The organism is Aquabacterium sp. (assembly GCF_030652515.1).
Taxonomy (GTDB): Bacteria; Pseudomonadota; Gammaproteobacteria; order Burkholderiales; family Burkholderiaceae_C; genus Aquabacterium.
In genome coordinates, this window is sequence record NZ_JAUSAR010000188.1 from 87713 (window position 1) to 108334 (window position 20622).

The following is a 20622-nucleotide window of genomic DNA, read 5'->3' on the forward strand; positions in this document are numbered from 1 at the left end:
TAAAACGGCGATTTTTCGTCGAAAACGGATTGATGTTCGATGAAAAACCTGAACGTTTTGCATGTAGTCCAAAATCTGCACCCGCATTCTGGAGGCCCATCACGCACAGTAGTACAACTCACTGACGAACTCGCGAGAACTCCGGGTACAAGCGTGGGATTAATGTTTCAAGGAAAAATTGGTGAACCTGCGATAGAGTCAAATAATACTGCGGTTGAGCGTCACTTCACGACGTCTTCATCCGAATTTGCAATGAAATCTGGAATCCCTGTTCTGCGTGGACTAAATCTAATCATGAGCGGTGCTCCGCCTGATCTTCTTCATAGTCATGGTGTGTGGTCTCCTGCAAATCACTGGGTTTCAAAAGTGGCGAGGCATAACCGAATCCCACTTTTCATTCACCCCCGAGGCATGCTGGAGCCTTGGGCACTCGATCACAAGTTTTTAAAGAAAAAAATTGGGATGTATCTATATCAGCAGGAGGACATCAGATCTGCAAGCGTGCTGTTCGCGACCTCAATGCAAGAGTGTGAAAATTTGCGTAAATTAGGATTGCGTCATCCAATAGCGGTAATTCCAAATGGCGTAAATATAAATAGTACGAAAAATCAGCCGGTGGAGCAGAAAATACACCGCAGTGGAAATAGAAAAGTTCTATTCTTATCAAGAATACACCCCAAAAAGGGTTTATTCAATCTTATCAATGCCTGGGCGCAAGCCGCGCCGGTTGGCTGGGAGCTAGGCTTAGTAGGACCGGATGAAGGAGGGCATCTCGCCGAGGTGATAAATTTAATTGACGAGAGAGGACTTACGCAATCAGTTAAATACCTTGGTGAACGCGATGGTAGCGCGAAGACAATGTGCTACGAAGATGCAGATTTGTTTGTACTGCCAACATTCAGTGAAAATTTCGGGGTTGTCGTCGCTGAGGCTTTGACATGCGGCGTGCCAGTTATCACGACGCGGGCAGCTCCCTGGGGGGACTTGGTTACGCATCGTTGCGGTTGGTGGATCGATGTTGGAGTGGAGCCGCTGGTTCAGGCGCTACGAGTGGCGATGGCATTATGTGACGAGGAGCGTCGGATCATGGGTATCAATGGCATGCGCTATGTTAGAAGGTTTGACTGGCGAGACATCGCAAGTCAGACTTTAGATGTATATCACTGGACACTTGGTAAGGCGCTAAAACCTAACTTTGTCCATACCGACTAGTTTTAATGAGGGAAAGCAGACGTAGTTTATGCGATTAGATGATTTTAATAATCAAAACTTTGATCGTGGCGCGTCCGACTTCAAAGAGTTTTGTTGGTTGCTGTTTTGCGGTTTTCTATTTTCAACTTGGCTGCCTGGAAGTTCATGGCGGGTTACTGCTCTTCGACTGTTCGGCGCTAGAATTGGAATTGGGGTCGTTATCAAGCCAAATATAAAAGTTAAATTTCCGTGGCGCCTGTCGATTGGGGATCATTGCTGGATCGGTGAAGCGGTTTGGATAGATAATTTAGACCATGTTCGCTTAGGCTCCCACGTGTGCTTATCGCAAGGTACATATATATGTACCGGTAGTCACGATTGGTCGAAACCAACATTTGATTTGATAGTTAAACCGATCACTATTGATTCCCATGTCTGGGTCGGAGCGATGAGCAGAATAGCCCCTGGAGTTCACGTCGGTGAGGGGGCTATCTTGGGTTTTGGGAGTGTTGTTCTACAAGCCGTAGACCCTTGGACTATAAACAAAACATCAGTCATATTTCAAACGAAGGACCGTTCCCATTAATAATGAATTCCAACTGACTAAGTGAAGGAATGATTTGCTTGGTCATGAAATGGTGCAGCGAGTTGAAAATTTCTATCATTACTGCCGTTTATAACAATCAGAAAACGATTGGCCAATCTATTGATTCGGTTCTATCGCAGACCTATTCCGATATTGAATATATCGTTATTGATGGAGCATCGACCGACGGAACGATGGATGTTCTAAGAAGTTTACGATCGCGTTTGGACTTTATGATTAGTGAGCCCGATTCAGGTATCTACGAGGCCTTGAATAAGGGAATTAAGTATGCTACTGGTGACGTAATCGGATTTTTGCATGCCGATGATATTTTCGAGAGCAATGATGTTCTTATGAAGGTGGCTACGGCTTTTCAAAATCCAAAAATCGACGCAATTTATGGCGACCTTGTCTATGTACAACAAGACGACATGAGTAAAGTAGTACGATATTGGAAATCCGGTCAATTTCATGTGGCCGCATTACACCAAGGATGGATGCCCCCTCACCCGACATTCTATGTTCGTCGGTCTGTATATGAGCGCCTTGGGGGGTTTGACACCAGCTATAAAATATCTGCCGATTTCGATGCAGTACTGCGTTTCTTGGCAATTGGCAAAATTCGAGTTGCCTATATACCAGAAGTGCTCGTCAGAATGCGTACAGGAGGTATAAGCAACCGCTCGCTTAAAACGATCGCATTGAAGTCACTGGAAGACTTCCGTGCACTTAGGAAAAACAAGGTTGGCGGCAGTCTAACTCTTCTAAAGAAGAATTTAAGAAAAGTTGGGCAATTTTGGCATCGATGACACTTCTACTCACTCCAAGTATTGGCCTGTGCCCGTAAAGTTCTTACTTCAATACGTTTTGTGAGCGTGTGTATACTCAGAAAATGCAGGTTATGCGGGTGTTTTTTTAGTATTTGATATTAAATCAAAAACCTGCTTAAAACATGCGGACTCGTCAAGTCTCTCATAAATAGAAGAAAGTTCGTCTCCGTTGATAATTCGACGGATTGTTTCAGCCACCAAATCGCCCTCTTGATTTTGCCATATTGTTCCAAAGGAGGTGCTATATTCTTGAATGGCGGCTTGTCTGTTTTCATTTGTAGCAAGTAACCCGAGGAGTTCATTCTTCCCCATATCTTTGAACTCCCGGGGTAGATGGTTGGATATGCCTGATTTTACGAATCCATAGTAATCAGATACCGATTCGCAGGTACTGAATTCATGATAATAAGTTGGTATCCCGGCAAGAGCTGCCTCTAAATGTAAGCCCGTATTGGCTGCAATTAATATGCTGCATTCTTTGAAGAAAGTGGATAAATCTGACTTGACGCTACAAGAGTGTTGAAAGTTTGAATTATTTTTTATGAAATGTTCAAGGGCTTCTATGAAATCTTGCGATTGATTGGGGTGTGTACGGATGATGCATGGAGTATCCTTTCTCGCCAGTGAATTTAATAGCGTCAACAAGGCGTCAAACTGGTCGGCTGCGTTTACACCGATTCCGATAGCGAATTCTTTTTTAGGAGTGGTTTCTAAATTAAGCCTTTTTTTCTGCCCAGAGAGGAATATATTAACTTTCTCTGAGGCGTAATTGGCGCTTGCGTCTGTTTGCCAGAGTTTGTAGCATTCAATATATCTCTTCATGGCAACTTTCCCATCAAGGAATGCATAATCAAATTCGAGAGGCGGGAATATATTCGATACTGACGCGTGCTGTAGATAAGCTGTTGGGACCTTTAAAATCTCCGCTGCCAGTTTCATACTTCTAGTATCTACGTTGTGGTCATTTGCCACGACCACTAGGTCAGGGTTGCCTTCTTGTATTTTTTTGATAAAAAATGGAACATAATAGAACGATCTGCAAAATATATTGAAGTGTCTTTCCAATACGTTCTTTCCCCCGGACCTTCGAAGCTTTATATAAAATATTGGCGCGCGAATGCAAAGCAACAAAAATGCCACGATAACCAAGGTTGGCGAAAAATTTAATTGAACGCAGCCCTCAATTTCTTTGGATTCTTTACAACTAACCTCCCGGTCAATGTAGGTGGTAATGAGTAAATCCTTTGTTGTTATTGATGATATTGTTGAAATCAACGCTTTCAACTGGTTATCTGTTCCCGCATAAAAAATCACGTTGACAGCGGGTTGGCGATGATCTTTGATTGCCCCTCGCAAGAAAACAAAGCGGCAAATTTTCAAAATTTGAAAAAAAATGCCGCTCCACTTTATCTTGGATTCATGTAGGTGTTTTAATTCAGGGCTTTTATTTTTCTTCCCGAAAATATAAGCCAGGGACGCTTCGTCCTCTCGTCGAAATGCCTCCATTGATAATCGTATTATATTAAATATAGTCATGGCTTTGACTGAATTTTCATTGCTGCGAACCAAGGCATTGGATATGCACGGTTTGCAATCCACCATGTTCCAGCAAACAGCAGGAATTGACAGATCATAAAACCAATGGCGGCGCCAGCAAGGCCAAATTTAATTATAAAAAAGTAGCTAAGTGTGAAGCTGAATATGCCGCAAATGAAGGTGTTGACAGCTAAGTGCTTTGTTTTGCCAGCGTAAAAGACGTAGTTCGTGACCATGTAGTACATCCCCTTGAACGCGGATCCCATTACAATAAATTTTATCATGCCTTCCGCCTGCTGGTATTCGTTGCCTGCAATGATTGGTATTATGTATGGGGTGATCGATGATATAATTATGGCGCTTGCTAGAATGACGGCGAAATATAAATAGGTGAGTCTCACGATTTTGATTTTTGTTGGAATTTTGATGTTGTTTAGTTTTCCAAATAACCAAGGCGAAAAAGCCATATTAAAAGAGCTTGCTATTAATTCCAATGCCATTCCAATTTGAATCGCTACAGCGTATATTCCGGTTTGTGATATGCCCATTAGGTAGGTGATGAAAAGACGGTCCATCATTGAGATTGCCATCATACCTAATGCGTGCGGAATTAATGGAGTCCCGAATTTCAATGCATCTATCATGTAGAAAGTGGCGGGTGGGAATTTTATCCAACCAGATTTCCACAAAAAACAAGCTGATAATGTCGCGAAAATAATTGATGCTGCGGTGATGCCGAAAAGCCTGCCTTGCCAAGCCATTCCAATATACAAAACCGTGAATAGCGATAGGCTAGCATTAACTAAACTTTGTCCAATTTGGAATGTGGCATATTTAATAGGTTCGTGATTAACGCGCCATATCACCAGTTGGATTTGAACTATGAATTGCGCCGTTGAAACCAGCACGGCGATCATTAACCAACCTAGCGGTACGTATGTAAGCCGCTCAATCCAGAAATGGAATGCTAGGGTGGCAGTTATTACTACGATGCTGCTCGGAAGCAAAATAGTAATACAGGAAGTGATGTAACGGGGTAAGTTCCATTTGGTACCTTCAAAAAAGCGGATACCTATTGCCCCATGTACACTTAGCCCTGTAAGTGTGCCTGCGAGAGAAGTTAAAAGGCCAAACATGGTAACAATGCCATATTCAGACGGCGATAGCGCGCGCGTGAGCACCGGAATCAGCAAGAAGGGGATGCTTGCATTGGCGATGTTGGCCATGGTGTAGATCAAGGCGGCGTTTAACAGATGCTTTCTGCCGCTCATAGGATTTTGATACAGAAAATTTCTGCCATGACCGTATCCCGCGCGGTTACTTTTCTAAGTTAAATCTTTACCAAATCGAGGCTTACCCCAACTTGGTTTGATAATTCGACAGAGGTAATATTTACTCAAAGCTTTCCCAATTCACTGGTTGGCCCCATTTTGTTGCCTTTGCGACTGTTTTTCCAAGGACTTCATCCAGATGTTTTGGCGCCAAGCCAAAGCCAGGTCTTATGCTTTTTACAGCATCATGCGTGACGATATCGCCTATCTTCAAATCTTTGACGAAATAGAGCGAACGCCGGTACTTAACATTACCTGCTTCACTGGACTTGAGTGCGTAGTTGACGCCCCCAAGGGCCTCCCAGGCTGTACGTGCGCCGCAACACAGGGCGGCCATCTCTGCGGGTTCCAGTGAGAAACTGTCATCAGGGCCACCACGACTTCGATCCAAGGTGAAGTGTTTCTCGATGACGCAGGCGCCGAGCGCCACGCTGGCAATGGCAGTGGTGTTGTCCAACGTGTGGTCCGACAGACCCGTGATCAAGCCGAAGCGCCGAATCATGTCTGGAATAGTTCGCAGGTTGTAATCGGATGCTGGAGATGGATAACCACTCACGCAATGCAAAATGGCCAAGTCTTTGCACCCGGCGCCCTTCGCCGCGTCAATGGCTTCCTGAATTTCTTCGATGTTGGCCATCCCGGTCGAGATGATCATCGGCTTGCCTGTACGAGCCACATACCGGATGAGCGGGATATCCACCGCCTCAAACGAAGCAATCTTGTAGGCAGGTGCATTCAGATCTTCCAGGAGGTCGACAGCGGTGTTATCGAATGGCGAACTGAAGATGATGATGTCATTCTTGCGGGCATGTTCGAACAGCGGCGCATGCCATTCCCAAGGCGTATGGGCTTCACCGTACAACTGGTAAAGCGTTTGGCCGCCCCAAAGGCCTCCGTGAATCTGAAATTCCTCGGCGTCGCTGTCAATCGTGATGGTGTCGGCACGGTAGGTCTGCAACTTCACCGCGTCGGCACCAGCGGCCTTGGCCTTGGAAATGATCTCAAAGGCGGCTTCGATGCTCCCGTTGTGGTTCGCTGACATCTCTGCGATGACAAAAGGAGGCTGATCTTCGCCAATCTCACGATTCTGAATTTTCACGACAAGGCTCCTGTTGATCGGGTGGTAAAGCTTTCGTCCCAAGTGCTCTTGACGGGCGTCTTCCCGATCGCATCAGCTGGGGCGCGGTGGGGCCGCTGTTAAAAATCAGATCGAGGGCGGACGCATGAGACAGGAACGGCATCGAGCATTGGACGTATTGGGGATGCTCGTAGACATGCAAACCAATGGAGATGCCGCGCCTGTCGAAGGCCTCTCGATCTTCAATCAAATAGCCTTCAGATCCGGCCGGAGAAATGTATCTGTCGGCTCCGACATGCGCGCAGATGGCCGCCACGTGCTCACCACGCTCCCCGCCAGCGCCCATTGTGCTGGCGCGAACCATGGGCGTGGACACGCCGAGCCTGGCTGCCATCCAGGAAATCAAACTGCAGTTCAACTCGACCAATCGAGCTGAATTGGCACCTGCTTTGAGCGTGACGGCCAGATCATCAATGGCCTCGGGAAAAAATGGCGCCTTTGCATAATTGAGGCGAAGCGACTTGAGCATCTTTTCTGCGAAAGGTTGATCTGCCAATTCGCAATCGGAGATCAACTGCCCCATGCGTCCCGACGTCTTGACGGGAACAGTCAGGAACTCAAGCCCCTTGGATGTTCGTATGCGGTTGCGTTGCTGCCAAGATTGCTTTGAAAAAGCAACGTCATCCAGGATCACGAGCAGATCAACTTGATCGGCCAGATCAAACCAACCTGTCCAAGGTAGAAAGGTCGGCTGCGCAATGGCAATCGTCATCCGTGGTGTCATTTACTCTTCAACCGCGAGGCCGAATCCCGTGCGCCCGTATCCATTGCCGCAATAAAGCATCATCTTTTGTCCGCGGTGTTTGAAGACGTGCGGGTAACACACCATTTCCGAGTCCCAGCCTGATGGCGAAACCTGAATGGTCAAGCCATCATCTTTGCGTTCAAACTGGTAGCCGTCAGTGGATTCTGCATAGCCCATGCGATACCCGCCACTGTTCATCGCGTAGCAATGCCACATCTTGTAGATGCCATCCTCCTTGATCACCGATGCCCTGGATACGCGGCTTTCATCCCGGCATTTGTAGTTGACACTGACAATACCTTTTCGGACCCAATTGATACCATCAGCCGATTCTGCATATTTGACGTTATAGCGAGGTAGTTCAGGTGTCTGCCATTCATCCGCAGAGTCATACCACATCCGCCATAAATTGCCTTCAATGAGAATGCAGGAAATGACCAGTATTTGATACGGCTCCGCATCTGTTCGATCGATGACCGGAGCCCTTGAAAACCGCTGGAAAGTGGCGCCAGCATCTTTGCTGATGGCAAGTCCGGAGACCTCTGCAGCACGGACGAGCGATCCCTTGTTCCATCCGAAATAGTAAAGATATTTGCTTCCTTGGTGATTGACCATCCAAGTTGGAGATACACCATTGTCATCGAATGCACCCAAGCTGCCCAGACCAAGGACCGGCTCGGAAGATATTTTTAGAATATCTTGTGGGTTGGTGATGTCGATTTCAACATACCCAGTCAGGGACCTGTTCTGCTCGTCACGGCCGGAGAAGTAAATTCGGTAGAGATCGCCGCCAAGGTGATCTGCGACCGGCAGCATGGCATGCGTTTTTACCCAGTCATGCTGGCCATCTGGCTTGAAAATCAAACCCTTTTTTACCCACCCCATTAGACAGCTCTCCTAGTGTTACTCAAGATGATATCTTTTAAATCTTCCAAACCTTCGCCGATTTGCATCCGGGTGATGGCTTCATCCGCAGGGTAGGTGAAATCCTTATGCTCAATCATCACCCCCAGCCTTTCCAACTCGTCCCGGCCGAGCATGCGCATGAAGCCGTGGTAAGTATCACGCTGAAGTTCATCATGCGGCACGATGATGATGGGGGTCCCCACTTTAAGTGCTTCGAATGCCGACAATCCTGGGGAGGCAATGACCAGATGCGAACGATGCATCAGCTCCGCAACATTGGATATATTTCGATGCACTTTGACATTCTCTCGTTTGTCTTGATGCTTTTGCAAAATAGTCTGCAAATCTTCATCATGGAAAAAATGAGCGCCCAGTACCACCTCAATGATTAAATGGCGCTTCAGGCCGAGCAGTTGATCCAGCGCCGCAGATGTTAAATTGGCTGGGTCGCTGCCACCAAAAATCAGTAAAATTTTCGTAGGACTTTTGACCTGTTCTTTTCCACGTTTCTGGTATTCGTAAAAATCTCGTCTGAGCACCCAATACCTTGGCCCATACAAATATTCCGTATTGGTCTGTTCATCGAGGAAGCGTATATTCTCAAATCGACTTCCAATGTCTGCAGTGACCGCCACGTCGGCAAACCGATTGGCGGTAGAGAGGTTAGTGAATATGATTAGCCGCGCACGAAGTTCTTGTTTGATCTTGCAAGCCAGGGCTTCCGCGACATCCAATTTGTCAAAAATAACAACGTCCGGATCCATCAGTTCCAGATGATTGAAAATTTCGCCGTCGTTTTCGAGGCCAATGGTCTTGAAGCCATTTTCGGTGATTTTATTGCGTACGGTATGATCACTTTTCGTGATGAAGGTAATATCGGCATGGGAGATTAATTCACGCGCAAGCGCCATGGATTGCTGGACATGGCCCAGCCCGAGGTGGGCACCCCCATCCGTCACAAAACATATATTCATCGCGTTCAATCCACCGCGCCTTAAAGCCTTGGGCGTTCGCCAATTCTCCGCGCGGGGCTGCCAACATAGATTCCCCAGGGTTCGCAATCTTTGTTGACAAAACTACCAGCACCAATCACACAGCCTTCACCGATCTTCACAGGCATGATGATGCAGCGTGCCCCGATATACACATCATTGCCAACTTCAAGGCACCCACCCAGCACCTTGCTTTCGCCTTCGGCCATCCCATCCACCATTTTCAGTCCTGCTGCGTGAGAATACGTTGCAGACAAAAAAACCGTGCCAGGCCCGGTTGAGACACGATCACCGATGATGGTTAGCCCGCCACCCCAAATGGTTGTGTGGGGCTGTACGTCGGTGTATTCGCCAATTTTGACGCCTTCCCCTGCAAATATGAAGGCAAAATCTCGAATTTTGCTGTGACTGCCCAAATCAACAACATGAGGGAATGCAATCTTGGCCATTGGGTATATTTTTACTTCCTCGCCACAAGACCTCAATTTGTCCTTAACATTCTCGCCCATCAACTCGATGCCGTCTAATTTGTAGTGGTCCATGCATTACTCCTTAAAGTGTTTCAAACATTCTTTTTCTTTTGGTGACCAAGCATTCAAACCTTTTGCTGTCAAATTCCTTTTTGTAATCGATCAGCATATCCTCGAATGAGTAAAGCGGACTCCATCCCAGTTCTTTTTTGGCTTTACTAATATCATAAAGGAATGCGTCCATGCCGTTGGACTTTTCTGGCTTCTCCACGATGATGGGAGGCTCGCCTGATCCCCAGAATATTTTTGCAATCGCCTCAGCTTGGGCTCGTAATGTGAGGTATTGACCGGAGGTGATGTTGTAAAGTCCGTGTGCGCTGGGATGATCGATGGCTTTGACGAATGCTGATACAACATCTTTGACGTAAATGATGTCACGACCAATACCGCCGTCACCCCACACCTCAAGAGGTTCGCATGACATGGCTTTTTCAATGAAAACCTGAAAACCTGTTTTGATGGGAACGCCGCCCTTGAAAATCTCAGTGTGTGGTCCATATCCGTAGACCGGTGGCAATCTGAATATTATTCCTCGAAGTCCATACTGGCATTGATAGTGGGTCACGCAATCTTGAGCAGCACTCTCCGAAATGCTGAACATCGTGTATTCACCATCATATTTTATGGCTCGACCATCTTCCTCCGATATGGCCCTTTGGGCGGCCCAAAGGCCTTGCGTATTACGATGAGAACTTGCGTATATTATTTTTCCGGACTGGCTGCATTTGCAATAATCGAGCACATTCAGGGTGCCGTTGATGTTGACGTTGATGTAGTCTCGGGGATCATATTTAACCTCTGCCACATTGGCTGGCTGGCATGCGGCAAGATGAATAACGACGTCAAACTTGTTGTTTTCAAGGCGTTCAAACTGTTCATTCTTTGTGATGTCGATCTGGACGTAGTTCACGCCCATGGCTTCACAATAGTCGTTGCGGTGGGGCCCCATGTCCGAGGCAGTGATTTCATACCCTTGACGCAATAGTTCGTCCATCAGGTATGTTGCAATGAACCCTGACGCGCCAAATATCAGAATATTTTTTTTCTTCATGGAAATATTGAATGATTCTATGAATGAAAATTTTCTTGCTTCAAGCTGCCTGATTGGGCCTCATGATGATCGGTGCCAGCATCTCGGCTCTTATCCAATCATCCTGCGTATCGATATCCTGAACTCTCCAGCGAGGTATGAAAATTGGGCTGGAATTTAACTGAAAAACACATCTCTGCTCCAGCCAAGCAATTGGCCGTCCCCAATAGAACTGCCCTGCATCATGCAGGGCTGTCGGCAAATCCTGAGATCGGGTTTCGTATTCTTGAGGGTAAAACATCTCGATCCCCCCTCCAGGAGTTTGCTTGAACGAGCGAAAAATGGGAGCCGGGTAATCCGTGACTGTGAATGCATAGTCCCAAGAACCGGTTTCCAATGCTTCACAACCTCGCTTGAGATCATTGACATCGATGAAGGGTGCGGTTGCATATATGCAGCAAACTGCCGTCACTTCGGGGGCTTGGTTCAACGCCCATTGCGTTGCGTGGGCAATCACTGGCCCGGTGCCCGCGTGATCGTCAGCGAGTTCTGGCGGGCGCATGAAGGGTACTTTTGCGCCGCATTGCCGAGCAATTTCCGCGATCTCTGCGTCATCTGTTGAGACGATGATCTCTTCGAAGAGCCCGGATGTCTTGGCAGCTTCGATCGACCAGGCGATCATCGGCTTGCCATTGAATGGCTTGATGTTCTTGCGCGGAATGCGTTTGCTGCCACCGCGAGCTGGGATGATGGCGATTCTCATGTAGTGAGTGCTTTGCTTACCGCGGTGATCACTTGGTCCTGTTGCTGATCCGTCAGCATCTGGTACATGGGAAGGCTGATCACTTCTCGGTAATAAGCCTCAGCCTGAGGATAGTCTCCGGCCCTGAAGCCCATTAGTGCATAGTGAGGCTGGGTGTGTATGGGGATGTAGTGCAGATTGACCCCGACGCCCTGATCGCGCAAGGACTCAAACACTTCTCGGTGACTGCGACTGATCTTGCCCAGCTGCAGTCGAATCACGTATAGGTGTAGACCAGAGTAGCTGTCCGGGTGTTGTCGGGGGCAGGTGATGGGCAGGTTGGCCAACAAGTCGTCATATCGACGCGCCAATTCGTGGCGGCGGGCGACATAGGCATCGAGTCGATCCATCTGGCTCAAGCCCAGCGCGGCCTGGAGGTCGGTCATTCGGTAGTTGTAGCCAAGCGCAATCTGTTGGTAATACCAAGGACCGTCAGGCGCATGGCTCATCTGAGTCGCATCGCGTGTGATGCCGTGGCTGCGATAGAGCCCCATCTTACGAGCCAGTTCGGCATCGTTGGTCAGTGCCATGCCGCCCTCAGCCGTGGTGATGATCTTGACTGGGTGGAAGCTGAACACCGTGATGTCGCTGTATCCGCAGTTGCCGATAGGTTGGCCCTTATAACGGCCGCCGATGGCGTGCGAGGCATCCTCAATGACCTTGAAGCCATATTGTTGTGCCAATGCGTGAATGGCATGCATGTCGCACGATTGGCCGCACAGGTGAACAGGCACCAGAACCTTGGGGAGCTTGCCTTCGCGTTCGGCTTGCTCCAGCTTGCGTTCAAGGGCCTGCGGGCTCAGGTTGTAGGTGTGCGGATCAATGTCGACGAAATCGACCTTAGCCCCGCAGTACAGCGCGCAATTGGCTGAGGCGACAAAGGTGATCGGCGTGGTCCATAACCAATCGTCTGGACCGAGACCAAGGGCCATGCAAGCAACGTGCAGCGCTGAAGTGGCGCTGTTCACGGCCACGGCGTATTTGGCGCCAACGTGATCGCTCACGCGTTGCTCGAAGCGCGGGACCATGGGACCTTGGGTCAGAAAGTCGGATTGCAGTACGGCAATGACCGCATCAATGTCGTTTTGGGTAATGTCTTGGCGACCATACGGAATCATGGATTACACGCTCCCGATCTTCCCGTCATTGGCCTTGATCCAGGTTTGCAGGTCCGCGTCCGTCATCCATTCATGATTGTTGTCACTGGCATACACAAATCCTTCAGGTACTTTCTTGCCGTTTTTGATGCGCTTCGCGCAGGTCGACCAACCATTGATGGTCGGCAGGATCTTGAAGTGTTCCGGATACTCGTAGGTGTAGTAGGCGTCTTCAGCGCTGATCATCTGTTCGTGCAGCTTTTCTCCGGGGCGGATGCCAATCACCTCCTGACGTGCTGTTGGTGCCACTACTCGGGCCAGGTCAGTGATCTTCATGGACGGAATCTTTTTGACGTAGATTTCTCCGCCAATCATGTCTTCAAAGGCATGCCAGACAAGGCCAACGCCATCTTCCAGCGAAATCATGAAGCGAGTCATGCGTTCGTCGGTAATTGGTAATACGCCCTTATCCTTGATGGACATGAAGAATGGAATGACCGAGCCACGTGATCCCATGACATTTCCGTAACGAACCACGGCAAAGCGCGTGTCATGACCACCTGAGTACGAGTTGCCCGCCACAAACAATTTGTCGGAGGCTAGCTTTGTCGCTCCGTAAAGGTTAATAGGGCTGCTGGCTTTGTCTGTGGACAGGGCCACCACGCGTTTAACGCCTTTGTCAATGCAGGCATCAATGAGGTTCATGGCCCCATTGATGTTGGTTTTGACGCACTCAAAGGGGTTGTATTCCGCTGTTGGAACGATCTTGGTAGCGGCGGCATGAACCACGTAATCCACCCCGTCAAGGGCGCGGTAGAGGCGATCTTTGTCGCGAACGTCGCCAATGAAAAAACGGACTCGACCATCGCCTTCGAATTTCTTGGCCATGTCCCATTGCTTCATTTCATCACGAGAGAAAATGATGATTTTCTTAGGGTTGTATTTGGCCAATGTCATCGGTACAAAAGTATTGCCGAATGAACCCGTTCCTCCTGTGATGAGGATGGTAGCGTCTTGCATCATATTGAATAAATTACGTTCAAAACGGTTGAGTGCCGCGGGTCTGCTGAACTGTGAATCGCGCTGCTAACCTGAGCCTGAGGACAAACGTCAGTGTCAGTTTTCTTTCCAAATTAAACGCCCTTGACGGAAATGACACCTTCATCTGATGACTGGGTAAATTGGTCGTTTGCAGATAGCCTGCCGTAGGCGGTGTGGTAAACAATGGCCATTGTTGCGGTGAATAAGGCCAATACCAAGGTATTTTCTGTGAAGGTCACCGCGATCAACTGGCAGCCCAGAACCATCATCCAAATGACGCCGCTGGTCACGCCATGCCTGAGCCAAGCTGGCACTGAAGGTACCAAGCCCGATGTCGAAATCCGTTTGAAAATCAAATGATGCAGGTGCCCCATGTCGGCCTGCCCGCTGCTGACCCGCCCCACAATATGGCGCCTGTAAATGGAGTAAGCGGTTTCCCAAAATGGGTAGAAGCAAGCCAAGAGCACTGCCCACGTGGACACGCCAGGGTTGCGGGCCAATAAAAGCACAGCACATTCTGCCAACCAAAATCCGGCCAAATACGCGCCACCATCACCTAAAAAAATCCCGCCAAATGGATAATTGAGCAATAGAAAACCCGCCATGGCAACCATGCCTAATAAGCAGAGTTTCAGAACCAGTGGGTCACCCACCATCCAGGCCATGGCCGCCAGTCCAGCAAGCATCAACAACACACTGCCTGCGGCTAAGCCGTTGAGTCCGTCAATGATATTGACGGAGTTGGTGATACCCCCCACAGCAAAACAGGTGAAGAACACCGAAACAGGCAAGAACGAGATGACGTAATCCAGGCCGGGGGTGTCGAGCCTCGTGAGGTGGGCACCCATCGCCCAGACAGCAAAGATTGCCGAGATGAATGATGCGTAGAGCCGGGTACGTATGCCCACACGCTTGGTCAAATCTTCAAATAAGCCGGCCAAGAAGGCCGGAATTCCGCAGGCTAGCAAGGTCAGGATTTGTGGCGTCAAGGGATCGTCAAACCACCATGCTGCAGATCCACCGGCCAAGAGGGCCGCAAACAATGCCACCCCGCCAATGCGAGGCACAGGACGTTGGTGGATTTTTTGAACGCCATTGAGATCGTGGTCAAGCGTGAGCTTGCCATGCCAACGTTGCGTGAGGATCAGGCCTGAGCAAACAAGCAATGCCGTGCCGAAAACAGCTACAAGTGTCAGAAGCCCTGGGTGCCACATAGTTTCAGCGTCCTGCGGATGGCCCTTCCTGACAGCAAAAGGGTAATTTTAATTTTATGGCTTGAATTGTGACGTCTGTCGTGCGATGGCTAAAAGGCGACGCTTTTTCATCGCCGATGATTGCCTCAATCAATGTCAGGAAAATCTTCTGTTTTTGGCTTCACCTCAACCCGAAACTGCTCACTCGCCCAAGCCCCCAGATCAATCGCCTTGCATCCCTTGCTGCAAAACGGCCGATACGGATTGTCGGTCCGGTAAGGCACCGTTTCACTGCACGACGGGCACCGCACCATGACCTGCTTGGTGGTGGCCGCACTGGGCTGGGGTTCACTCATGTCTCAAAACTCAAGCGCAAAGGGTCAATTCAAAAGCCGCATCAATGTCGGAGGCCAGTTTCAGCTTACCCTCGATGTCCTGCCGCATCAAGCGAATGGCCACCATGAGCCTGTTGCCACTGATCTCGGGCACCAGCCCCATGCTGGGGTCGATGCGCAGGCGCAACAGCAAAAACGGCTTGTTCTCTTTCAGGCTCTGCTGATAGCTCCCACCCGGCGCGGCCACCATGTGAGGGTGCCCTGTGTCGCGCAACAGGCTGAGCATCAACTTTAAGGCCTCCGCCAACGGGGTGAGGGTGGCCACCCACTGCTGCAAATCGGCCTGCCGCTTCTGGACTGCTTCGTGTTGCCACGCAAAGTAAGAAGGCAGATCAAACTCACACGTGCCACCTGGAATGCTGATGCGGCTGCGGATGCTCATCAGCCAATCGTTGCTGGCCAAGGTTTGTCCGGCTTTGCCTGGCACTTGCTGCAGGCTGTGGTGGGTTTGTTCGATCCGGCCCAGCACCTGGTCCAGCACGGCTTCTTGAATGGCCGGGTTGCCACGCCAGCCCATGAACTGTGATTTGAAGCGGTCCAGCTCTTTGAGCAGATCGGCCTTGAGGTCGGCCCGCGAGGCCACGTCCATGATCTCGAAGATGGTGGCCAGGGCGTAGTGGTGGTCGGTCGGGTGTTCGCGCCACATCAGCAAAATCAGGCGGTTGAACAGATGTTCAAGCCGCAACATGGTGCGGATGCTTTCGTTGAAGGGATATTCGTACAGAATCAACGCGCCACCTGAGCTAAGTTGGGACACCAGCAGTCAAGCGTGATTGTTCCACAGGCGCCAGACCTTCTGGACCTCTTCCCTTAATTCATCCAGGCTCAAACCGTCATTGAAAATCACCTGGTCGGCCACGGCCAGGCGCATCTCGCGCGTGGCTTGCTGCGCGATGACTTTTTCCACCGCCTCGCGAGTCCAGCCGGAGCGGGCCATCACCCGGGCAATTTGGGTTTCGACCGGGCAGTCCACCACCAGCACGCTGTCAACTTTTTGCTTCCACCGCGTGCCTGATTCGGCCAGCAGCGGCACGTCGTAGACGACGATTTGGTCGGGCTGGGCCTGATCGGCATGCTGATCGGCATGTTGGCCGATCAAGGGGTGCAGGATGCCCTCCAGCTGGATCAGGGCTCCTGGATCGGTGAAGGCGAGTTCGCGCATGCGGGTGCGGTTCATGGCGCCGTGGGCGTCCACAAAGTCCGGGCCGAACTGCTGCTGGATGTGGGCGATGGCGGCCCCGCCTGGCGCGGTGAGGGTGCGCGAGATGGCATCCAGGTCAACCAGGTGCGCACCCAAATCGACCAGCATCTGGGCCACGGTGGATTTGCCGCTGCCAATGCCGCCGGTCAGGCCGATGGTTTTGGTCAGGCCCAGCCCAGCCATCCCAGCACCCGTTGCGGTCCGGCCAGCATGACCACCAGGCCTGCGCCACCCAGGAACGGGCCGTAGGGGATGTAGCGGCCTTCACGCAGGGTGCTGGACAGCTTCATGCCGATGCCCACGATGGCGCCAAGGATGGACGAGGCCAGCACCACCGGCAACACCATCTGCCACCCCAACCAGGCGCCCAGTGCTGCCAGCAGCTTGAAGTCGCCGTAGCCCATGCCTTCTTTGCCGGTGGCGAGCTTGAACAGCCAATACACCGACCACAGGGACAGGTAGCCCACCACGGCGCCCCACACGGCTTGGCTCAAGGGCAAGGTCCAGCCCAGGGCGGCGGCGATCAAGCCCGCCCACAGCAAAGGCAGGGTCAGGTCATCGGGCAGCAGGGTGGTGTCCCAGTCGATGGCGGAGGCGGCCACCAGCACGGCCACAAAACCGCACCACAGCAAGGTGGTGGGCTCGGCGCCAAAACGCCAGCCGCAGGCCGCGAACAACAAGGCCGTGGAAAGCTCGATCAGGGGGTAGCGCACAGAAATGCGGGCGCTGCAGGCGGAGCACTTGCCGCGCAAAACCAGCCAACTGACCAGGGGGATGTTTTCGTACCAGCTGATGGTGTGGCCGCAGGAGGGGCAGCGCGAGGCGGGCTTGGACAGCGTCAGTGGTGCCGCGGTGTCTTCTTCTTTGGCGGGCAACTCCAGCATGGCCGCGCTGTCGGCGCGCCATTGGCGCTCCAGCATCAGCGGCATGCGGTGGATGACGACGTTCAGGAAGCTGCCGACGCACAGGCCCAGCACGGCCAATCCCCACGGCGTTGTGAGGATGGCCAACAGTTCATGAAACTGCATGGGCCTTTAGACCACCTGGCCGAGTTTGAAGATGGGCAGGTACATGGAGACCACGATGCCCCCGATGATGCCGCCCAGGATCACGATGATGAAGGGCTCCATCAGGCTGGACAGGGCCTTGACGGCTTCGTCAACCTCTTCTTCGTAGAAGTCGGCGGCTTTGCCCAGCATGTGGTCCAGCGAGCCGGATTCTTCACCGATGGAGGCCATTTGCAGCACCATGACGGGGAACAGGTTGGCCGTTTGCATCGACGTGGTCAGGCTGGTGCCGGTGGACACATCGCGCTGGATCTGCTCGGTGGCCTCGGCGAACACGGCATTGCCGGCGGCGCCGCCCACGGAATCAAGCGCCTCGACCAGGGGCACGCCAGCGGCGAACATGGTGGACAAGGTGCGCGTCCAGCGGGCCACGGCGGATTTGAACATCAGGTCGCCAAACACCGGCATTTTCAGCAGCAGGCGGTCCATGGTTTTCTGCATCTTTTCAGAACGCCGCCAGGTTTGCAGGAAGAAGTACACGCTGCCGCCAATGGCCCCGAAAATGGCCCACCAGTACGCCACGAAAATCTCTGACATGGCCATCACGAACAAGGTGGGGGCGGGCAGTTCGGCGCCGAAGGAGGTGAACACTTCCTTGAACGCCGGGATCACGAAGATCATGATCACGGCCACCACCACGAAGGCCACCACCAGCACGGCGATGGGGTAGGTCAGGGCTGACTTGATCTTCTGCTTGATTGCGATGGTTTTTTCCTGGTAGGTGGCCAGGCGATCCAGCAGGGTTTCCAAAATACCGGCGGCTTCACCCGCTTCAACCAGGTTGCAGTACAGGGCATCGAAATACAAAGGGTGCTTGCGGAACGCGGCCGACAAGCTGGTGCCGGTTTCGACATCGGTGCGGATGTCGTTGAGCAATTTGGTGACGCGGGGGTTGGTGCTGCCCCGGCCCACGATGTCGAACGACTGCAGCAAAGGCACGCCGGCGCGCATCATGGTGGCCAACTGGCGCGTGAAGATCGCGATGTCTTTGGGCTTGACGGAGCCACCGCCCTTGGTGCGGCGCTTCTTGACCTTTTGCACCAGGATACCTTGGCGGCGCAAGGTGGCACTGACCACAGCCTCGCCAGCCGAACGCATTTCGCCGCGCACCACCTTGCCGTTGCGGTCCTTGCCTTCCCATTCGAAGACAAATTCTTGTGCTTTAGAGGCGGTTGCCGTGGCCATGTGGGGAACTCCGAGGGCGCGTCGCGCTGATCTGATTTAGTTGACTATTCGTTGGTGACCGAGATCACCTCTTCCAGAGAAGTCATGCCGGCTTTGACTTTGACCAAGCCGGCCTCGCGCAAGTCTCGCACGCCTTCGCGCTTGGCTTGCTCCGCAATATCCATGGCTGTGCCCAGTCGGAGGATGATGCGTTGTATTTCTTCACTGATGGGCATGACTTGGTAAAGGCCAACCCGTCCTTTGTAACCATTGTTGCAACTTGAACAACCCACGGCCTTGTAGGGGCGCCATGAGCCATCGATTTCATGGTCTTTGAAACCGGCGCGTAGCAATGCTTCTTTAGGATACTCCGCCGGTGCTTTGCACACTTCGCAAAGTTTGCGCGCCAGGCGTTGTGCCGTGATCAAGATCACGGCGGAGGCGATGTTGAAGGGCGGGATGCCCATGTTCAACAGCCGCGTCAAGGTGGTGGGTGCATCGTTGGTATGCAGGGTGGACATCACCATGTGGCCGGTTTGGGCCGCTTTGATGGCGATGTCGCCTGTTTCCTGGTCGCGGATTTCGCCGACCATGATGACGTCGGGATCCTGCCGCAGGAAGGCCTTGAGCGAGGCCGCGAAGGTCAGGCCCGCCCGGTCGTTCACGTTGACCTGATTGATGCCGGGCAAGTTGATTTCGGCCGGGTCTTCGACCGTGCAGATGTTGACGCCAGGCTGGTTCAGGATGTTCAGGCAGGAGTACAGCGACACGGTTTTGCCCGAGCCGGTGGGCCCGGTGACGAGCACCATGCCGTAAGGGCGGCTGATGGCGTTCATCAGGCGTTCTTTTTCGATGGGCTCGTAACCCAGGGCCTCGATGCCCATCTTGGCGGAAGATGAATCCAGAATCCGGATCACGATCTTCTCGCCAAACAGGGTGGGCAGGCTGCTGACCCGGAAGTCGATCGATTTGTTGCCGAACTTGAGCTTCATGCGGCCGTCTTGCGGCACGCGCTTTTCAGCGATGTCCAGCCGCGAGATGACCTTGATGCGCGAGGCCAGCTTGTCCTTGATGGCGATCGGGGGCTGGGTGACTTCGCGCAGTTCGCCGTCGACCCGAAAGCGCACACGGTAGTTGAACTCGTAGGGCTCGAAATGCAAGTCAGACGCGCGGGCGTTGATGGCGTCCACCAGCATCTTCTGAAGGAATTTGACGACCGGGGCGTCTTCCACCTCGGTGGACAGCTCGGCCGCCTCGGGCTGGCTGGGGTTGTTCAGGTCATCGGTGATGTCGAATTCGAAATCACCGGAGGTCAGGGCGTTGAGTTGCTCTTCGGCCGAGGCGGTTTGCCCTTCCAGCAGGCGCGACAGCTTGTCGTGCTCGACGATGACCCATTCTGGCGTCAGCTGGGTGGCGAACTTGATGCGCTCGATGGCTTCCTGGTCGGTGGGGTCTGCACCGGCCACGAACAGGCGGTTGCCGCGCTTGGACAGCACGACCACCTGGTATTGGGTCGACAGCTTGTTGTCGATCACGCCTTTGGGCAGGCGCTGCAGATCGACGGCGGCCAGGTCGAGCACGGGCACGGCCAGGGAGGTGGACAGGGTCTGGGCCAGGTCGCTGGCCGAGATGGCGCCGCTGGACATCAGCGCGCTGATGAAACTGCGCTTTTGGTCTTTGGCCGAGCGGGTGAGGTCTCCGGCGGATTTGACGTCGAGCTTGCCGGCGTTGACCAACACACGGGCCACGCCAGTCAACGATCCGGATCCGGGAGCTTCTACCAGGGTGTTATCGACCATTTAATAAATCATCCGCGATTCAATACCGTCTGTAAACCACAAAAGACC

The 20622-nt window shown here is 51.9% G+C and carries 21 protein-coding genes; 3 read left to right on the forward strand and 18 right to left on the reverse strand.

The genetic code is table 11. The annotated features are described in order from the left end of the window. The first annotated feature begins 39 nt into the window (after positions 1 to 39). From Q7V20_RS21285 to Q7V20_RS21290, 3 genes are read left to right on the forward strand one after another with little or no spacing between them, the layout of a single operon-like run. Complete coding sequence (locus Q7V20_RS21285) at positions 40 to 1212, forward strand: glycosyltransferase (RefSeq protein ID WP_304795700.1); 1173 nt, start codon at positions 40 to 42, stop codon at positions 1210 to 1212. Positions 1213 to 1240: 28 nt separating this feature from the next. Next, positions 1241 to 1777, forward strand: a complete 537-nt coding sequence (locus Q7V20_RS24415; protein ID WP_370652537.1) for a WcaF family extracellular polysaccharide biosynthesis acetyltransferase — start codon at positions 1241 to 1243, stop codon at positions 1775 to 1777. A gap of 44 nt (positions 1778 to 1821) precedes the next feature. Then, positions 1822 to 2586 carry a glycosyltransferase family 2 protein gene (locus Q7V20_RS21290; protein WP_304795702.1) on the forward strand — a complete coding sequence of 255 codons (765 nt, stop codon included), beginning with the start codon at positions 1822 to 1824 and terminating at the stop codon, positions 2584 to 2586. Between the two features lie 90 nt (positions 2587 to 2676). Here Q7V20_RS21290 and Q7V20_RS21295 read toward each other — a convergent pair whose 3' ends face one another. The 18 genes from Q7V20_RS21295 to pilB all read right to left on the reverse strand — a co-directional run bounded on the left by Q7V20_RS21295 (position 2677) and on the right by pilB (position 20574). Then, positions 2677 to 4113, reverse strand: coding sequence for a hypothetical protein (locus Q7V20_RS21295; protein WP_304795704.1), 1437 nt, complete (start codon positions 4111 to 4113; stop codon positions 2677 to 2679). A gap of 26 nt (positions 4114 to 4139) precedes the next feature. After that, positions 4140 to 5414, reverse strand: a complete 1275-nt coding sequence (locus Q7V20_RS21300) for a lipopolysaccharide biosynthesis protein (RefSeq protein WP_304795706.1) — start codon at positions 5412 to 5414, stop codon at positions 4140 to 4142. Positions 5415 to 5535: 121 nt separating this feature from the next. Beyond that, entirely contained in the window at positions 5536 to 6573 is a 1038-nt protein-coding gene (gene pseI / locus Q7V20_RS21305) for a pseudaminic acid synthase (RefSeq protein WP_304795708.1), read from the reverse strand. Beyond that, complete coding sequence (locus Q7V20_RS21310) at positions 6554 to 7324, reverse strand: WbqC family protein (RefSeq protein WP_304795710.1); 771 nt, start codon at positions 7322 to 7324, stop codon at positions 6554 to 6556. Before Q7V20_RS21310 ends, pseI begins: the two co-directional genes overlap by 20 nt. 12 nt (positions 7325 to 7336) lie before the next feature. After that, on the reverse strand, positions 7337 to 8242 hold the full coding sequence (locus Q7V20_RS21315; RefSeq protein WP_304795712.1) for a hypothetical protein: 906 nt from the start codon (positions 8240 to 8242) through the stop codon (positions 7337 to 7339). Continuing rightward, a complete protein-coding gene (locus Q7V20_RS21320) occupies positions 8242 to 9237 on the reverse strand; it encodes a glycosyltransferase (protein ID WP_304795894.1) in 996 nt (331 codons plus the stop codon). Before Q7V20_RS21320 ends, Q7V20_RS21315 begins: the two co-directional genes overlap by 1 nt. A 20-nt stretch (positions 9238 to 9257) precedes the next feature. Next, positions 9258 to 9797, reverse strand: a complete 540-nt coding sequence (locus Q7V20_RS21325) for a DapH/DapD/GlmU-related protein (RefSeq protein ID WP_304795714.1) — start codon at positions 9795 to 9797, stop codon at positions 9258 to 9260. 10 nt (positions 9798 to 9807) lie between these two features. Beyond that, the gene (locus tag Q7V20_RS21330; protein WP_304795716.1) at positions 9808 to 10836 is read right to left on the reverse strand and encodes an NAD(P)-dependent oxidoreductase; all 1029 of its coding nucleotides are present in this window, start codon (positions 10834 to 10836) and stop codon (positions 9808 to 9810) included. A gap of 40 nt (positions 10837 to 10876) precedes the next feature. Beyond that, on the reverse strand, positions 10877 to 11578 hold the full coding sequence (pseF, locus tag Q7V20_RS21335; protein WP_304795718.1) for a pseudaminic acid cytidylyltransferase: 702 nt from the start codon (positions 11576 to 11578) through the stop codon (positions 10877 to 10879). Then, on the reverse strand, positions 11575 to 12735 hold the full coding sequence (pseC, locus tag Q7V20_RS21340; RefSeq protein ID WP_304795719.1) for a UDP-4-amino-4,6-dideoxy-N-acetyl-beta-L-altrosamine transaminase: 1161 nt from the start codon (positions 12733 to 12735) through the stop codon (positions 11575 to 11577). Before pseC ends, pseF begins: the two co-directional genes overlap by 4 nt. A gap of 3 nt (positions 12736 to 12738) precedes the next feature. Continuing rightward, on the reverse strand, positions 12739 to 13737 hold the full coding sequence (gene pseB / locus Q7V20_RS21345; protein WP_304795721.1) for a UDP-N-acetylglucosamine 4,6-dehydratase (inverting): 999 nt from the start codon (positions 13735 to 13737) through the stop codon (positions 12739 to 12741). A 110-nt stretch (positions 13738 to 13847) separates the two neighbouring features. Continuing rightward, positions 13848 to 14969, reverse strand: coding sequence for a glycosyltransferase (locus tag Q7V20_RS21350; RefSeq protein WP_304795723.1), 1122 nt, complete (start codon positions 14967 to 14969; stop codon positions 13848 to 13850). A gap of 125 nt (positions 14970 to 15094) precedes the next feature. Continuing rightward, positions 15095 to 15304, reverse strand: a complete 210-nt coding sequence (locus Q7V20_RS21355) for a DNA gyrase inhibitor YacG (protein ID WP_304795725.1) — start codon at positions 15302 to 15304, stop codon at positions 15095 to 15097. A 10-nt stretch (positions 15305 to 15314) separates the two neighbouring features. Beyond that, entirely contained in the window at positions 15315 to 16073 is a 759-nt protein-coding gene (zapD, locus tag Q7V20_RS21360; protein ID WP_304795895.1) for a cell division protein ZapD, read from the reverse strand. Positions 16074 to 16106: 33 nt separating this feature from the next. Next, positions 16107 to 16727: a dephospho-CoA kinase gene (gene coaE / locus Q7V20_RS21365; RefSeq protein ID WP_304795727.1), complete on the reverse strand. Its 621-nt coding sequence runs from the start codon at positions 16725 to 16727 to the stop codon at positions 16107 to 16109. Further along, complete coding sequence (locus tag Q7V20_RS21370; RefSeq protein WP_304795729.1) at positions 16709 to 17572, reverse strand: A24 family peptidase; 864 nt, start codon at positions 17570 to 17572, stop codon at positions 16709 to 16711. Before Q7V20_RS21370 ends, coaE begins: the two co-directional genes overlap by 19 nt. A 6-nt stretch (positions 17573 to 17578) precedes the next feature. After that, the gene (locus Q7V20_RS21375) at positions 17579 to 18796 is read right to left on the reverse strand and encodes a type II secretion system F family protein (protein WP_304795731.1); all 1218 of its coding nucleotides are present in this window, start codon (positions 18794 to 18796) and stop codon (positions 17579 to 17581) included. Between the two features lie 44 nt (positions 18797 to 18840). Then, the gene (gene pilB, locus Q7V20_RS21380; RefSeq protein ID WP_304795732.1) at positions 18841 to 20574 is read right to left on the reverse strand and encodes a type IV-A pilus assembly ATPase PilB; all 1734 of its coding nucleotides are present in this window, start codon (positions 20572 to 20574) and stop codon (positions 18841 to 18843) included. Positions 20575 to 20622: the final 48 nt, after the last annotated feature.

Coding starts and splice junctions, on each gene's coding strand:
- Q7V20_RS21285 (WP_304795700.1), top strand. CDS start 40: ATGAAAAACCTGAACGTTTTGCATGTAGTCCAAAATCTGCACCCGCAT.
- Q7V20_RS24415 (WP_370652537.1), top strand. CDS start 1,241: ATGCGATTAGATGATTTTAATAATCAAAACTTTGATCGTGGCGCGTCC.
- Q7V20_RS21290 (WP_304795702.1), top strand. CDS start 1,822: ATGAAATGGTGCAGCGAGTTGAAAATTTCTATCATTACTGCCGTTTAT.
- Q7V20_RS21295 (WP_304795704.1), bottom strand. CDS start 4,113: ATGGAGGCATTTCGACGAGAGGACGAAGCGTCCCTGGCTTATATTTTC.
- Q7V20_RS21300 (WP_304795706.1), bottom strand. CDS start 5,414: ATGAGCGGCAGAAAGCATCTGTTAAACGCCGCCTTGATCTACACCATG.
- Q7V20_RS21310 (WP_304795710.1), bottom strand. CDS start 7,324: ATGACGATTGCCATTGCGCAGCCGACCTTTCTACCTTGGACAGGTTGG.
- Q7V20_RS21315 (WP_304795712.1), bottom strand. CDS start 8,242: ATGGGGTGGGTAAAAAAGGGTTTGATTTTCAAGCCAGATGGCCAGCAT.
- Q7V20_RS21320 (WP_304795894.1), bottom strand. CDS start 9,237: ATGAATATATGTTTTGTGACGGATGGGGGTGCCCACCTCGGGCTGGGC.
- Q7V20_RS21325 (WP_304795714.1), bottom strand. CDS start 9,797: ATGGACCACTACAAATTAGACGGCATCGAGTTGATGGGCGAGAATGTT.
- Q7V20_RS21330 (WP_304795716.1), bottom strand. CDS start 10,836: ATGAAGAAAAAAAATATTCTGATATTTGGCGCGTCAGGGTTCATTGCA.
- pseF (WP_304795718.1), bottom strand. CDS start 11,578: ATGAGAATCGCCATCATCCCAGCTCGCGGTGGCAGCAAACGCATTCCG.
- pseC (WP_304795719.1), bottom strand. CDS start 12,735: ATGATTCCGTATGGTCGCCAAGACATTACCCAAAACGACATTGATGCG.
- pseB (WP_304795721.1), bottom strand. CDS start 13,737: ATGATGCAAGACGCTACCATCCTCATCACAGGAGGAACGGGTTCATTC.
- Q7V20_RS21350 (WP_304795723.1), bottom strand. CDS start 14,969: ATGTGGCACCCAGGGCTTCTGACACTTGTAGCTGTTTTCGGCACGGCA.
- Q7V20_RS21355 (WP_304795725.1), bottom strand. CDS start 15,304: ATGAGTGAACCCCAGCCCAGTGCGGCCACCACCAAGCAGGTCATGGTG.
- coaE (WP_304795727.1), bottom strand. CDS start 16,727: ATGGCTGGGCTGGGCCTGACCAAAACCATCGGCCTGACCGGCGGCATT.
- Q7V20_RS21370 (WP_304795729.1), bottom strand. CDS start 17,572: ATGCAGTTTCATGAACTGTTGGCCATCCTCACAACGCCGTGGGGATTG.
- Q7V20_RS21375 (WP_304795731.1), bottom strand. CDS start 18,796: ATGGCCACGGCAACCGCCTCTAAAGCACAAGAATTTGTCTTCGAATGG.
- pilB (WP_304795732.1), bottom strand. CDS start 20,574: ATGGTCGATAACACCCTGGTAGAAGCTCCCGGATCCGGATCGTTGACT.